The sequence below is a fragment of the Escherichia sp. B1147 genome (genome assembly GCF_001660175.1).
GTDB lineage: Bacteria > Pseudomonadota > Gammaproteobacteria > Enterobacterales > Enterobacteriaceae > Escherichia > Escherichia whittamii.
The window spans coordinates 31,797-45,689 of record NZ_LFHY01000017.1 but is presented as its reverse complement, the minus strand read 5'-3'; the positions used below and the strand labels follow the sequence as shown (position 1 = coordinate 45,689).

Sequence of the window (13,893 nt, the reverse complement as noted above, 5' to 3'; positions counted from 1 at the left end):
AACTATTCACTTCGTAAATACGCGCCTATTTTTGTGATCACGCTTACCTTTTACAATATTTATACTTGTATGGTAGTAGCTCAGTTGCGTAGATTTCATGCATCACGACAAGCGATGCAAGGAATCGAACATGAAGATCGTAAGGGCTGAAGTTTTTGTTACCTGTCCGGGGCGTAATTTCGTCACCTTAAAAATCACCACCGAGGACGGTATTACCGGTCTTGGCGATGCCACACTGAATGGACGCGAGCTTTCCGTTGCGTCTTATCTGCAGGATCACCTTTGTCCGCAGCTTATAGGCCGCGATGCACACCGTATCGAAGATATCTGGCAGTTTTTCTATAAAGGGGCGTACTGGCGTCGCGGTCCAGTCACCATGTCGGCCATTTCGGCTGTTGATATGGCGCTGTGGGACATTAAAGCCAAAGCCGCCAACATGCCGCTTTACCAGTTACTGGGTGGCGCGTCTCGCGAAGGGGTTATGGTTTATTGTCACACGACCGGTCACTCCATTGATGAAGCACTGGATGATTATGCTCGTCATCAGGAACTGGGATTCAAAGCCATCCGCGTACAGTGCGGCATTCCAGGCATGAAGACCACCTATGGCATGTCCAAAGGCAAAGGGCTGGCTTATGAACCTGCGACCAAAGGGCAGTGGCCGGAAGAGCAGTTGTGGTCGACGGAAAAATATCTCGACTTCATGCCAAAACTGTTCGACGCGGTGCGTAACAAGTTTGGTTTTGATGAACATCTGCTGCATGACATGCACCATCGCTTAACGCCTATTGAAGCGGCGCGCTTTGGTAAAAGCATTGAAGATTATCGCATGTTCTGGATGGAAGACCCGACACCTGCGGAAAACCAGGAGTGTTTCCGTCTCATTCGCCAACACACCGTCACGCCAATTGCGGTGGGTGAAGTCTTCAATAGCATTTGGGACTGCAAACAGCTGATAGAAGAACAACTCATCGACTACATCCGCACCACGCTGACTCATGCGGGTGGCATTACCGGTATGCGTCGGATCGCTGATTTCGCATCACTGTATCAGGTACGCACTGGCTCACACGGTCCTTCTGATTTGTCGCCTGTCTGCATGGCGGCAGCGCTGCACTTTGACCTGTGGGTGCCAAATTTCGGTGTCCAGGAATATATGGGCTATTCAGAACAAATGCTCGAAGTCTTCCCGCATAACTGGACCTTCGATAACGGCTATATGCATCCGGGCGACAAACCGGGTCTTGGCATCGAGTTTGATGAAAAGCTGGCAGCAAAATACCCCTACGAACCTGCTTATCTGCCAGTCGCACGTCTGGAAGATGGCACTCTGTGGAACTGGTAAGGAGAAAAATAATGAAAAGTATTTTAATTGAAAAACCAAATCAACTGGCAATTATCGAACGTGAAATTCCCACCCCGTCCGCGGGTGAAGTACGGGTAAAAGTGAAACTGGCCGGAATTTGCGGCTCTGATAGCCATATTTATCGCGGTCATAATCCGTTTGCGAAATATCCGCGCGTCATTGGCCACGAATTTTTTGGCGTGATTGATGCTGTCGGTGAAGGTATTGAAAACAGCCGGATCGGTGAGCGTGTTGCGGTAGATCCGGTAGTGAGCTGTGGGCATTGCTATCCGTGCTCAATTGGTAAACCAAATGTTTGTACAACGCTGGCTGTATTAGGTGTTCACGCTGACGGCGGTTTTAGTGAATATGCCGTTGTTCCGGCAAAAAACGCATGGAAAATCCCCGATACAGTGGCAGATAAATTTGCGGTAATGATCGAACCTTTTACCATTGCGGCGAACGTTACCGGACACGGTAAACCTACTGAAGATGACACCGTGCTGGTTTATGGCGCAGGTCCGATTGGCCTGACTATTGTTCAGGTATTAAAAGGTGTTTATAACGTCAAAAATGTGATTGTTGCCGATCGCATTGATGAACGACTGGAAAAAGCGAAAGAGAGTGGGGCAGATTGGGCGATTAATAATGGTCAGACACCGCTTGGCGAAATATTCGCTGAAAAAGGAATCAAACCAACATTAATTATTGATGCTGCTTGCCATCCGTCAATTTTGAAAGAAGCGGTTACGTTGGCTTCTCCGGCAGCACGTATTGTATTAATGGGCTTCTCCAGTGAACCGTCTGAAGTCATTCAGCAGGGAATTACCGGAAAAGAACTTTCTATTTTCTCCTCCCGGTTAAATGCCAACAAATTCCCGGTCGTGATCGACTGGTTAAGCAAAGGGTTAATTAAACCAGAAAAATTAATTACCCACACGTTTGATTTTCAGCATGTTGCTGATGCCATAAGTTTATTTGAACAGGATCAAAAACATTGCTGCAAAGTCTTACTTACTTTTTCTGAATAATACCAATAACAGCGAGTAAGTAGTACGCATCTTACCTCTTATTTAGAGATATCCATTATGACAATAGAAAAACACGAAAGAAGCACTAAGGATTTGGTGAAAGCAGCAGTGTCGGGATGGCTTGGGACTGCGCTTGAATTTATGGATTTTCAGCTATATTCGCTCGGCGCAGCGTTAGTGTTTCATGAAATATTTTTCCCGGAATCATCAACCGCAATGGCGTTAATTCTGGCAATGGGAACCTACGGTGCAGGCTATGTGGCACGTATTGTCGGAGCATTTATTTTCGGCAAAATGGGCGACAGAATAGGGCGTAAAAAAGTACTCTTTATTACCATCACCATGATGGGGATCTGTACCACCCTAATTGGCGTGTTGCCGACCTATGCGCAGATTGGTGTTTTTGCGCCAATCTTGCTGGTGACTCTGCGTATTATTCAGGGGCTGGGAGCCGGCGCGGAAATTTCTGGTGCTGGTACTATGCTTGCTGAATATGCACCGAAAGGAAAGCGCGGGATTATCTCGTCGTTCGTCGCGATGGGAACAAACTGCGGTACCTTGAGTGCAACGGCAATCTGGGCTTTTATGTTCTTTATTCTCAGTAAAGAAGAACTGCTGGCATGGGGATGGCGTATACCGTTCCTGGCGAGTGTGGTGGTGATGGTCTTTGCTATCTGGCTGCGTATGAACCTGAAAGAAAGCCCGGTCTTTGAGAAGGTTAATGACAGTCAGCAATCTGCGCCAAAAGCTGTGCCTGCTGGTAGTATGTTCCAGAGCAAATCTTTTTGGCTGGCAACGGGTCTTCGTTTTGGGCAGGCAGGAAACTCCGGTCTGATTCAAACATTCCTGGCAGGTTATTTAGTACAGACATTGCTGTTTAATAAAGCGATTCCGACAGATGCCTTAATGATCAGCTCAATTATCGGTTTTATGACGATTCCATTCCTGGGTTGGTTGTCCGATAAAATTGGTCGTCGTATTCCCTATATTATTATGAATACTTCGGCCATTGTTCTGGCGTGGCCTATGCTGTCTATTATCGTCGATAAAAGCTATGCCCCGAGCACCATCATGGTTGCGTTGATTGTGATTCATAACTGTGCGGTGTTGGGGTTATTTGCCCTGGAAAACATTACCATGGCAGAGATGTTCGGCTGTAAAAACCGCTTTACCCGGATGGCAATTTCTAAAGAAATTGGTGGTCTTATTGCCTCAGGTTTTGGTCCTATCCTGGCGGGTATTTTCTGCACCATGACTGAATCCTGGTATCCGATTGCGATAATGATTATGGCTTATTCCGTTATCGGTTTAATTTCCGCGCTGAAAATGCCAGAAGTTAAAGACCGCGATTTGAGTGCGCTGGAAGATGCGGCAGAAGATCAACCGCGCGTTGTAAGAGCTGCACAACCTTCAACAAGTCTGTAAATCCAGAACCCCTTCTCTTAGTGAGGAGGGATTTTTTATTCATATAACAAACCATTCAGCTTGCCATATTGAATTTTAAGGAATTGTCATGGGAAATAATTTGTTATCAGCAAAAACCACACTCCCTGTTTATGATCGTAATAACCTTACACCCAAAATTGTCCATTTAGGTTTTGGTGCATTTCATCGCGCGCATCAGGGCGTGTATGCCGATATCCTGGCTGCCGGGCATCATAGCGATTGGGGCTATTATGAAGTGAACCTGATTGGCGGTGAACAACAAATCGCCGATCTAAAACAGCAAGATAATCTCTACACCGTTGCGGAAATGTCGGCCGATGCCTGGACCGCGCGTGTCGTGGGGGTAGTGAAAAAAGCGTTGCATGCGCAAATAGACGGTTTAGAGGCTGTGCTTGCTGTCATGTGCGAACCACAAATTGCTATTGTTTCTCTGACTATTACAGAGAAAGGCTATTTTCACTCTCCGGCGACCGGGCAGTTAATGCTGGATCACCCGATGATCGTTGACGATCTAAACAATCCCCACAAGCCGAAAACGGCACCCGGGGTTATTGTGGAGGCGCTGGCTCGGCGCAAGGCCGCAGGGTTACCGGCATTTACGGTGATGTCGTGCGACAATATGCCGGAAAATGGTCATATGATGCGTGACGTTGTCACTTCTTATGCACATGCTGTCGATGCCGAACTGGCGCAATGGATTGTAGAGAATGTGACTTTTCCTTCGACAATGGTCGATCGCATTGTCCCGGCGGTAACGGCAGAAACGTTGAACAAAATCGAGCAGCTCACCGGCGTGCGCGATCCAGCGGGTGTAGCCTGTGAACCGTTCCGTCAGTGGGTTATTGAAGATAACTTTGTTGCCGGACGTCCGGAATGGCAAAAAGCAGGGGCTGAACTGGTCAGCGATGTGCTGCCTTATGAAGAGATGAAACTGCGTATGCTCAACGGCAGTCATTCATTCCTGGCGTATCTGGGCTATCTGGCCGGATATCAGCATATTAACGACTGCATGGAAGATGAAAATTATCGCCGTGCGGCACATGCCTTGATGTTGCGGGAACAGGCGCCGACGCTGAAAGTGCAGGGCGTGGATCTGCAAAATTATGCTGATCGACTGATTGAACGCTACAGTAATCCAGCGTTACGCCATCGAACCTGGCAGATTGCGATGGATGGCAGTCAGAAACTCCCGCAGCGTATGCTGGATTCCATTCGCTGGCATCTGACACAGGGCAGTGCGTTCGATCTGTTGGCGCTTGGCGTCGCTGGTTGGATGCGATATGTCGGCGGTGTTGATGAGCAGGGTAATCCCATCGAAATTAGTGACCCGTTATTACCGGTCATTCAGAAGGCCGTGCAAAGTAGCGGAGAAGGGAAAGCGCGCGTTCAGTCCTTGATGGCGATTAATGCGATATTTGGTGATGATTTGCCGAACAATGCATTGTTTATTGCAAAGGTGACGGAAGCGTATTTATCTTTATTAGCGCATGGCGCGAAAGCGACCGTGGCGAAATATGCGGTGAAGTGATAAGTGACAGCAATGCCGCCATCGGCGGCATTCACACGCTTAGTTCATGCCGAGACGAATCAGGTCCAGAGGCGCGAGTTTTTCATCACAACCTTCAACTACTACGGTTTTACCGCGGCGGATTTGCTCTGCGGTCAGACCTTCAGTATCAATCGACAGGATCTTGCCAGTGTGACCGGTGCCGCTAACCATAACACGGCTGCCAGTAGTGATTGCGTTACGGTTACGATCGTAGGTCGTCATAGGTGTTTTCTCCTTTCTGATTTACAGTCGAAGCCCACGTAACGGGCGCAATATAAATACTCCTGTCGAGTGAATTTTTTTTTGTTTATGATCAAGTTCACATCTTTTTTGATGCTTGCATAAACCAGAAGAAGGGGATGAACTCTCACCCCGAATGGGATGAGAGGAAAAGAATTACTCTTCGCTGAACCAGTCGCTATTTTCCTGGCGTATCAGTTGTACGGACTCGCTGATCTCCTGCAAATGCAATGCCATTGCCTTTTCAACGGCATCACCATCATGTATTTGCAGCGCAGAGAAAATATCCATGTGCTGGCGAAGCAGCATTTCCGGTGGCGAAACGTGGTCAAAACTCATGTAGCGCACCCGATCAACGGTCGCTTTCAGGTTTTCAATGGTGTCCCAGGCGAGTTGACAGTCGGCAATCTGAGTCAGGAGTTGATGGAAGTTGTCATCAAGTTCAAAAAAATCATCCAGTTGCTTGCGCTCAATGGCAATGCGTTGCTGGTGAAGATTTTGCTCTAGTTGGTAGCACTGGCTTTCAGTAATCATGCTCGCTGCCCGCCGAGCCACCGCGCACTCAATGGCCTGTCGAATAAAACTGCCATTGCGAACCTGGGTCATAGAGATTTTGTTGACGTAGCTGCCACGCTGCGGGCGAATTTGAATCAGGCCGTTTTCAGCTAGTTTAATGAAGGCTTCGCGAACCGGCTGGCGTGACACATTGAAACGAACAGAAACTTCTTTTTCCGACAACGGCGTACCAGGTGCAATCAGGCAATGCACAATGTCGCGGCGAAGAATACGATAAATTTGCTGATTGACAGGCTGTGTGGGATTAAGTTGTGTTTCGACGGTCATTCGTTCTTGCTTTTGAGTGGGTTAACCGCAAGAGTCTACCACTTTTTTGTGACAAGCAATAACCCGGCGGTGAGGCCGGGTATAAAAATTAATGCCGATGGACATTCAGACCAGCATAACTTTGGGTAACCGGCATCATTTCAAGGGTATTAATGTTAACGTGAGCAGGGAGAGTGGCTACCCACCAGACGGCTTCAGTGACATCTTCTGGTGTCAGCGCGACGGTATTTTGATAGGTTTTTTCTGCTTTGCCGTCATCGCCTTTAAAGCGGACATTGGAAAATTCGGTGCCGCCTACCAGCCCCGGTTCGATGTCTGTGACACGTACTGCCGTACCGTGCAGATCTGTGCGTAGATTCAGGCTGAACTGACGAACAAACGCTTTTGTCGCGCCGTAGACGTTGCCACCAGCATATGGCCAGCTACCCGCCGTTGAACCAATGTTAATAATGTGACCACGATTGCGCTCAACCATACCCGGCAGGACTGCGCGCGTCATATACACGAGGCCTTTATTGTTGGTATCAATCATGGTTTCCCAGTCTTCAACGCTCGCTTTATGTGCAGGTTCCATACCCAGCGCCAGTCCAGCATTGTTCACCAGAATATCAATGTCGCGCCACTCGGCAGGAAGCGATGCCAGCATTTCTTCAATGGCGGCGCGGTTACGAACGTCCAGTTGGGCGATATACAGATTGTCTCCCAGCTCGTCTTTTAACTCCTGCAACCGCTCCTGACGACGGCCAGTGGCGATAACTTTATGCCCTTGTTGAATAAAACGACGAGTAATGCATTCACCAAAACCTGCCGTTGCTCCAGTTACTAAAACGATCATCTCACTGTTCCTCAACGCTTTTGTGTGTCACTAACATAGCACGTGATGCTTAAGAGCAGGTAATACTGGTTTGCAAGATTGCACTCCGTTATCAGTAAGCCTACGCTATGGAACACCTCGTTTTCAGGAGTAGAAAATGTCAACGACGAATCCTTTTCTTACGCAGAGCACGCTGCCTTATATGGCGCCCCATTTTGATCAGATTGCAATTCATCACTATCGCCCGGCATTCGACGAGGGGATGCGGCAAAAGCGGGTTGAGATAGAAGCAATAGCGTTAAACCCACAGACGCCCGATTTTACTAACACTATTCTGGCTCTTGAAAAGAGCGGGGAATTACTCACACGTGTGACCAGCGTCTTCTTTGCTATGACCTCGGCGCATACCAACGATGAATTACAGCGTCTTGATGAACAGTTCTCGGCGGAACTTGCGGAACTGGCTAATGACATTTACCTGAACGGCGAATTGTTCGCTCGGGTAGATGCCATCTGGCAGCGCCGTGGAACACTGAGTCTTGATAGCGAATCCATTCGATTGATCGAGGTGATTCATCAACGTTTTGTTCTTGCCGGGGCCAAACTTGCAGAAGCCGATAAAGCAAAATTAAAAGTGCTGAATACAGAAGCGGCGACCCTTATCAGTCAGTTTAACCAGCGGTTATTAGCCGCGAACAAATCCGGTGGGCTGGTGGTTGACGATATTGGGCAACTGGCGGGGATGAGTGAGCAAGATATTGCCCTGGCGGCGGAGGCGGCGCGCGAGAAAGATCTGGATAACAAGTGGCTTATCCCACTGCTGAATACCACCCAGCAACCGGCGCTTGCTGAACTGCGCGATCGCACGACGCGTGAAAAACTGTTTACTGCGGGCTGGACGCGGGCAGAAAAAAATGACGCTAACGATACTCGTGCCATTATTCAACGGCTGGTGGAGATCCGCGCACAGCAGGCGAAACTGCTTGGTTTCCCTCATTATGCCGCGTGGAAAATCGCCGACCAGATGGCAAAGACACCCGAAGCAGCACTTAACTTCATGCGTGAAATTGTCCCGGCCGCACGTAAGCGAGCAGACGATGAACTGGCATCTATTCAGGCGGTTATCGAAAAGCAGCAAGGCGGATTTAGCGCCCAGCCGTGGGACTGGGCATTTTATGCCGAGCAGGTAAGACGCGAGAAATTCTGTCTCGATGAAGCGCAGCTCAAACCTTATTTCGAATTGAACACCGTGTTGAATGAGGGGGTATTCTGGACTGCTAATCAGCTTTTCGGCATTAAATTTGTCGAGCGCTTTGATATACCGGTCTATCACCCCGATGTGCGCGTATGGGAAATATTTGACCATAACGGAGTTGGTCTTGCGCTATTTTACGGTGATTTCTTCGCCCGTGATTCCAAAAGCGGCGGCGCGTGGATGGGGAATTTTGTTGAGCAATCCACGCTCAATGAGACACGTCCCGTTATTTATAATGTTTGCAATTATCAGAAACCAACGACAGGCGAACCTGCATTGTTATTGTGGGACGATGTTATAACCTTATTCCATGAGTTTGGTCATACGCTGCACGGTCTTTTTGCCAGTCAACGTTATGCGACGCTTTCTGGCACCAACACGCCGCGTGATTTCGTCGAATTCCCTTCACAAATTAACGAACACTGGGCGACAAATCCGCAGGTATTCTCTCGCTATGCGAGGCATTACCAAACCGGAGAAGCCATGCCGGAAGAGTTACAACAGAAAATGCGCAATGCCAGCCTGTTCAATAAAGGCTACGAGATGAGCGAGTTACTTAGCGCTGCGCTTCTTGATATGCGCTGGCATTGTCTGGAAGAGAATGAAGCACGGCAGGACGTGGACGATTTCGAACTTCGGGCGCTGGCGGCGGAAAACATGGATCTTCCCGCGATACCGCCGCGTTATCGCAGCAGTTATTTTGCCCACATTTTTGGCGGTGGATATGCGGCAGGTTACTACGCATATCTGTGGACGCAAATGCTGGCAGACGATGGTTATCAATGGTTTGTCGAGGAGGGCGGTTTAACGCGTGAAAATGGGCAACGTTTTCGCGAGGCTATCCTTTCCAAAGGTAATAGCGAAGATTTAGAACGCCTGTATCGCCAATGGCGAGGTAAGGCACCACAGATTACACCGATGCTGCAACACCGCGGCTTGAACGTATAATTTTGCAAGAGTGAGTCGGATTGACTGCAATCCGGCTTACAAATTCATGCCGCTGTAAATGTTTATCGATAATAACCTGTGACCGGGTAGGTATCGTAAATTTATTATTTATTCTGCAATACCATGTTGTTGATGATAATTATCATTACTTAATAAATGTTATGTTTTCCGCGATAAGAGCGGTGAAGTTAATTGTCGTTATTCCTGCTCGTTTTATCAGCGAATGTGCGGAGGCAATTACAGAGTTAAACACTTTTTTTCTGATGATTTAGTTCTAAATCACCATGTTATCTTTAACATCACACCTGATTAGGATTTCTATGAAAATATTGACATAAGTTTTCTTTTCTCCCGTTAGAATGACGTACATAAGGAACAGTGAATAAGGAGTGGCAATGCACAAGAAGACAACGGAAATCGATGCCATCTTGTTAGATCTGAATAAAGCTATCGATGCCCATTACCAGTGGCTTGTCAACATGTTTCACAGCGTGGTTGCCAGGGATACCAGTCAGCCAGAAATTACGGATAACCATTCTTATGAACTGTGTCAGTTTGGTCGGTGGCTTGATAATCTTGGACCACTAGATAGTGATGAATTACCCTACGTTCAGATAATAGATTCTACTCATCAGCATATGCATAACTGTGGTCGGGAATTAATGCTGGCTATTGTCGAAAATCGTTGGCAGGAAGTTCATTTTGACGAATTTCAGGAAGGGTTGCTTTCTTTTACCGCCGCATTAACAGATTACAAAATTTATTTGCTGACTATGCGTAGCAATATGGATGTATTAACGGGATTACCGGGTCGTCGGGTGCTTGATGAATCCTTTGATCACCAATTACGTAATGCTGAACCATTGAATCTTTATTTAATGCTGCTGGATATAGACCGATTTAAATTGGTTAATGATACCTACGGGCATTTAATTGGTGATGTGGTTTTACGGAGCCTGGCTACTTACTTAGCCGGTTGGACGCGTGACTACGATACGGTTTATCGCTATGGTGGTGAAGAGTTTATTATTATCATCAAAGCGCAAAATGATGATGAGGCGTGTCGTGCCGGGGTACGTATTTGTCAGTTAGTCGATAACCATGCGATAGCGTACCCTGGCGGACATATCCAGATAACAGTGACCGCTGGCGTGAGCCGCGCATTTCCTGAAGAACCGCTGGATTTGGTTATTGGAAGGGCTGACAGAGCAATGTACGAAGGCAAGCAGACCGGGAGAAATCGCTGCATGTTTATTGACGAGCGGAGTGTGATTGCCCGAGTTTAAGCTCCGTTTAACATTCATTGAGAAAAATGATGCTACTGTGTCAAAGAACCGTTACCAGCGCAGAGAAATGCCTGATAGCGTAAAAGCAAAACACAAATCTATCCATGCAAGCATTCACCGCCGGTTTACTGGCGGTTTTTTTTCGCCGTCAGAAAATCAGGCCCCTTGCACACAAATGTAGCAAGGGGCCGGTTAGGTGAGGGATTATCTCCGTTCATTAGTCATCCCATTTGTAGCTGAAATATGCGGCCAGAAAACCAGAAAATAAAATTATTCCCAGTACAGCTATAAAAACATTCATATTACCCAACATTCTTTTCCTCCGTTTATTGTGTGGTGTGTTTCCTCGCTTACCTTAATTTTTATCTCAATGAGAAAGATATTAGCAGAGGTTACCTAAACAAAGGCTGAATCAGGCGGTTATTGTGATGGGGAACGGCTGTTTTTGCGATATTGCGAAGGAGATAATAAAAAACGTTGATGAAAGTGATGACGCAATAACGCTGAATTGCCAAAACCCGTCAGCTCGGCAATTTTATCGATGTTAAAAGCCGAATTTTGCAGATAATCTTGTACTCGTATTAAGCGCTCATTGAGCAGCCAGCGGGCGGGTGTCATGCCGGTTAACGCTTCAAAACGTCTTAAAAAAGTGCGCGGACTCATATTTACCCGTTCAGCGAGGGAAGACACTGTATGTGTTTGTGCCAGATTCTGCTGCAAAAAGTCGAATAATGCACCTAACGTCTGGCTTTCACGCGGTGAGGCCATTGGGCGCGTCAGATTTTGTGGTTGATCCCCCTGGCGATGTGGCTGAATGACCAGTCGCCGGGCGACATTATTAGCAATCTCATGGCCAAAATCTTTGCGCACGATATGTAAACACAGATCGATCCCCGCAGCGCTTCCAGCGGAGGTCATCACTTGTCCTTCATCCTGATATAACACATTGTCACTTACGCTGATTGAAGGGTAACGGTGCCGGAGTTGTTCAGTGTAGCGCCAGTGGGTGGTCGCTTTTCGCTGGTGAAGAAGGCCCGCGGCAGCAAGGACAAACACGCCAGAGCATATCGATACCAGGCGAGTACCGCGCTGGTGTGCCTCGCGTAATGACTGACATAGCATCTCTGGCACTTTTGCATCTATTCCGCGCCAGCCAGGAACAATAATCATATCGGCGTTGGGCAATAACTCCAGCCCTCCATCTGCAACCACGTGGATCCCCCCGGTGGCTTGCAGCGCACCAGGTTCTACCGCAGCAACGGCAAAACGATACCAGTTATCGCCCAGTTCCGGTCGTGGCAGGCCGAATATTTCAACGGCTACGCCAAATTCAAAAGTACATAGCCCGTCATAAGCCAGTGCAACGACCAGCGGACGTTGTAACGTTGTCATCATTTTGCTCTTTTCTGGCATATCGGGAGGCGGTCAGTGAAAAGTAGATTGGTTACATTATTGTTAACACAACAAACCAAAAGGAAAAAGCACTATGCGTTATGTCACTGAATTTACCACAGCGAAGCCGGAAGTTGCTGAGGCGCATTTTCTCGCACGCTTGAGCGTCGAAACGGATTGCGCCGATGTTCATGACTCTCTGGCTTACATTGGCGATGATTTCGTTCTACTTCATGTGGTTGGACGTGAAGAGGACTTTGCGCGTCGGCATATTCCTGGTGCGATCCATCTGCCCCATAAGCAAATGACCGCAGAGAGAATGGCCGAATGGCCGGACAATACTCTATTTGTGGTGTATTGCGCAGGGCCACATTGTAATGGCGCAGATCGTGCGGCGCTCAAACTAGCTCGACTCGGAAAGCCGGTTAAAATCATGCTCGGCGGGGTAACCGGCTGGGAAGATGAAGGCTATGCCTTTGCCTCAGAATAATGATTAGCAAAGCCGTGCCAGTAGTGGCACGGCACGTCCGTCAACAGAGTGCTGGCTGCCCCTGGGGTCTGGCGTTAATACCTTTTAACATCAGCGCCCACGCGGCAATGATGACTAACGCCAGGATGATAAACAGCGAGGAAGACGGGAGGGTGGTAAGCACAACACCACTCACTAATGGATTTACCGCTGCACCCAACCAGCCTAATGACTGAGCGGAAAAATAGCTGGCTTTCATTCCAGGCGGCGCAATATGGTCTATCAACATGTACTCGCCAGGAGCATAAATAATTTCACCAACAGTAAATACCGCGGCTGAAATTCCCCACAATAGCAGGCTGTTTCCGGAAAAAATAAAACCGACCAAACCGATGACAAAACAGAGTGTGCCTACCGTCATTAGTGCGCGGATGTTGGTCGGGTTAATACGCCGCCCAACGGAATACTGCAACGTAACCACCATCGCGGCATTAACAGGCAGGACCACTGCGACCACTTTTTCAGCAAAGCCACTATCTGCTATGACCATCACATATTGCGAGATACAAGAGGCAAAGGCACCGCTCACGAAAGAAGCCAGAAAGGCAGAGCAGGTGAACCACAGCAGCGCTTTATCCCGTAACAAAACCTTTGGCGACCAGACGCTGCCTGTTTCTGTGGCGATGATTTTCTCGCTGCGCTTTACCCAAATTTGAATGAAAAGCATGGGAAACGCAGAGCAGATAGCTGCCAGCCAAAAGGGCAGATTGATGCTCTGCATGACCAACAGCGTGCCGAGTGGCGGGCCGACGGTCCAGCCAATGTTGAGCATGGTGTAGTTGATCGAGAAGATCTTCGTTTTGCTGGTGGATGAAAGATTGTCGGCAAACCAGGCTTTCAATACGGTGGCAAAAACGGAATAGGCGCAGTTGATGAGCGCGAAAAACAGCACCACCAGCGTGACGCTGTCTACCAGGGGAATGGCAATAAAACCGCTGGCGAAGGCCGTAATTGCTAGTAACATATAGCGTTTCTTGTCGAACTTATCCGCCAGAATACCAAAACCGAGGCTAAAAACGACGCCAATAGTGAGCGCAATTGTCATCGCATAACCAATGAGATCGACACTCAGGCTGTACTGGCGACTCAAGTAAATAGTCATAAATGGCAGCGTGGCGCCGCGTCCGATAGTTAATAACAACGACGAGGCGAGAAGGGCGCAAGTAGAGCGTCTCAGAGATAAGTTCATTTGGCTGTCCGACAGTGCATTTCGTT

General features: G+C 48.1%; 13 protein-coding genes and 1 pseudogene. 7 read left to right on the top strand and 7 right to left on the bottom strand.

Annotated features, from left to right (window positions below; translation table 11 throughout):
* Positions 1-130 precede the first annotated feature (130 nt).
* The 4 genes from rspA (at position 131) to A9180_RS18185 (ending at position 5,350) form a co-directional block, all read left to right on the top strand.
* Positions 131-1,345: a starvation-sensing protein RspA gene (rspA, locus tag A9180_RS18200; protein WP_064529975.1), complete on the top strand. Its 1,215-nt coding sequence runs from the start codon at positions 131-133 to the stop codon at positions 1,343-1,345.
* A gap of 11 nt (positions 1,346-1,356) precedes the next feature.
* The gene (locus A9180_RS18195) at positions 1,357-2,376 is read left to right on the top strand and encodes a Zn-dependent oxidoreductase (protein WP_064529974.1); all 1,020 of its coding nucleotides are present in this window, start codon (positions 1,357-1,359) and stop codon (positions 2,374-2,376) included.
* 57 nt (positions 2,377-2,433) lie between these two features.
* On the top strand, positions 2,434-3,801 hold the full coding sequence (gene ydfJ, locus A9180_RS18190) for an MHS family MFS transporter YdfJ (RefSeq protein WP_074399636.1): 1,368 nt from the start codon (positions 2,434-2,436) through the stop codon (positions 3,799-3,801).
* A gap of 88 nt (positions 3,802-3,889) precedes the next feature.
* Entirely contained in the window at positions 3,890-5,350 is a 1,461-nt protein-coding gene (locus A9180_RS18185; RefSeq protein ID WP_064529973.1) for a mannitol dehydrogenase family protein, read from the top strand.
* A 39-nt stretch (positions 5,351-5,389) separates the two neighbouring features.
* Here the strand turns inward: A9180_RS18185 and ydfZ are convergent, their stop codons facing one another.
* From ydfZ to ydfG, 3 genes are all read right to left on the bottom strand, one after another.
* Positions 5,390-5,593, bottom strand: coding sequence for a putative selenium delivery protein YdfZ (ydfZ, locus tag A9180_RS18180; RefSeq protein ID WP_000214710.1), 204 nt, complete (start codon positions 5,591-5,593; stop codon positions 5,390-5,392).
* Between the two features lie 174 nt (positions 5,594-5,767).
* Entirely contained in the window at positions 5,768-6,454 is a 687-nt protein-coding gene (gene rspR / locus A9180_RS18175; protein ID WP_064529972.1) for a DNA-binding transcriptional regulator rspR, read from the bottom strand.
* Between the two features lie 88 nt (positions 6,455-6,542).
* Positions 6,543-7,289 carry a bifunctional NADP-dependent 3-hydroxy acid dehydrogenase/3-hydroxypropionate dehydrogenase YdfG gene (gene ydfG, locus A9180_RS18170; protein ID WP_064529971.1) on the bottom strand — a complete coding sequence of 249 codons (747 nt, stop codon included), beginning with the start codon at positions 7,287-7,289 and terminating at the stop codon, positions 6,543-6,545.
* Positions 7,290-7,425: 136 nt separating this feature from the next.
* Here ydfG and dcp point away from each other — a divergent pair, with 136 nt between their 5' ends.
* On the top strand, positions 7,426-9,471 hold the full coding sequence (gene dcp / locus A9180_RS18165; RefSeq protein ID WP_064529970.1) for a peptidyl-dipeptidase Dcp: 2,046 nt from the start codon (positions 7,426-7,428) through the stop codon (positions 9,469-9,471).
* A 395-nt stretch (positions 9,472-9,866) separates the two neighbouring features.
* Positions 9,867-10,757, top strand: coding sequence for a diguanylate cyclase (locus tag A9180_RS18160; protein ID WP_064529969.1), 891 nt, complete (start codon positions 9,867-9,869; stop codon positions 10,755-10,757).
* A 114-nt stretch (positions 10,758-10,871) separates the two neighbouring features.
* Here the strand turns inward: A9180_RS18160 and A9180_RS24640 are convergent.
* The 3 genes and pseudogenes from A9180_RS24640 to ftrA form a co-directional block, all read right to left on the bottom strand.
* Positions 10,872-10,975, bottom strand: a pseudogene (locus A9180_RS24640) (hypothetical protein).
* The gene (gene mgtS, locus A9180_RS18155) at positions 10,975-11,070 is read right to left on the bottom strand and encodes a protein MgtS (protein WP_064529968.1); all 96 of its coding nucleotides are present in this window, start codon (positions 11,068-11,070) and stop codon (positions 10,975-10,977) included. The pseudogene A9180_RS24640 and the gene mgtS overlap by 1 nt, the downstream one beginning before the upstream one ends.
* 107 nt (positions 11,071-11,177) lie before the next feature.
* Positions 11,178-12,149: a transcriptional regulator FtrA gene (gene ftrA / locus A9180_RS18150; RefSeq protein ID WP_123057968.1), complete on the bottom strand. Its 972-nt coding sequence runs from the start codon at positions 12,147-12,149 to the stop codon at positions 11,178-11,180.
* Between the two features lie 94 nt (positions 12,150-12,243).
* On the opposite strand from ftrA, the gene A9180_RS18145 reads away from it, so the two are divergent.
* Complete coding sequence (locus A9180_RS18145) at positions 12,244-12,639, top strand: rhodanese-like domain-containing protein (protein ID WP_064529966.1); 396 nt, start codon at positions 12,244-12,246, stop codon at positions 12,637-12,639.
* A 40-nt stretch (positions 12,640-12,679) separates the two neighbouring features.
* Here A9180_RS18145 and ydeE read toward each other — a convergent pair whose 3' ends face one another.
* Entirely contained in the window at positions 12,680-13,867 is a 1,188-nt protein-coding gene (gene ydeE, locus A9180_RS18140) for an efflux MFS transporter YdeE (RefSeq protein ID WP_064529965.1), read from the bottom strand.
* Positions 13,868-13,893 lie beyond the last annotated feature (26 nt).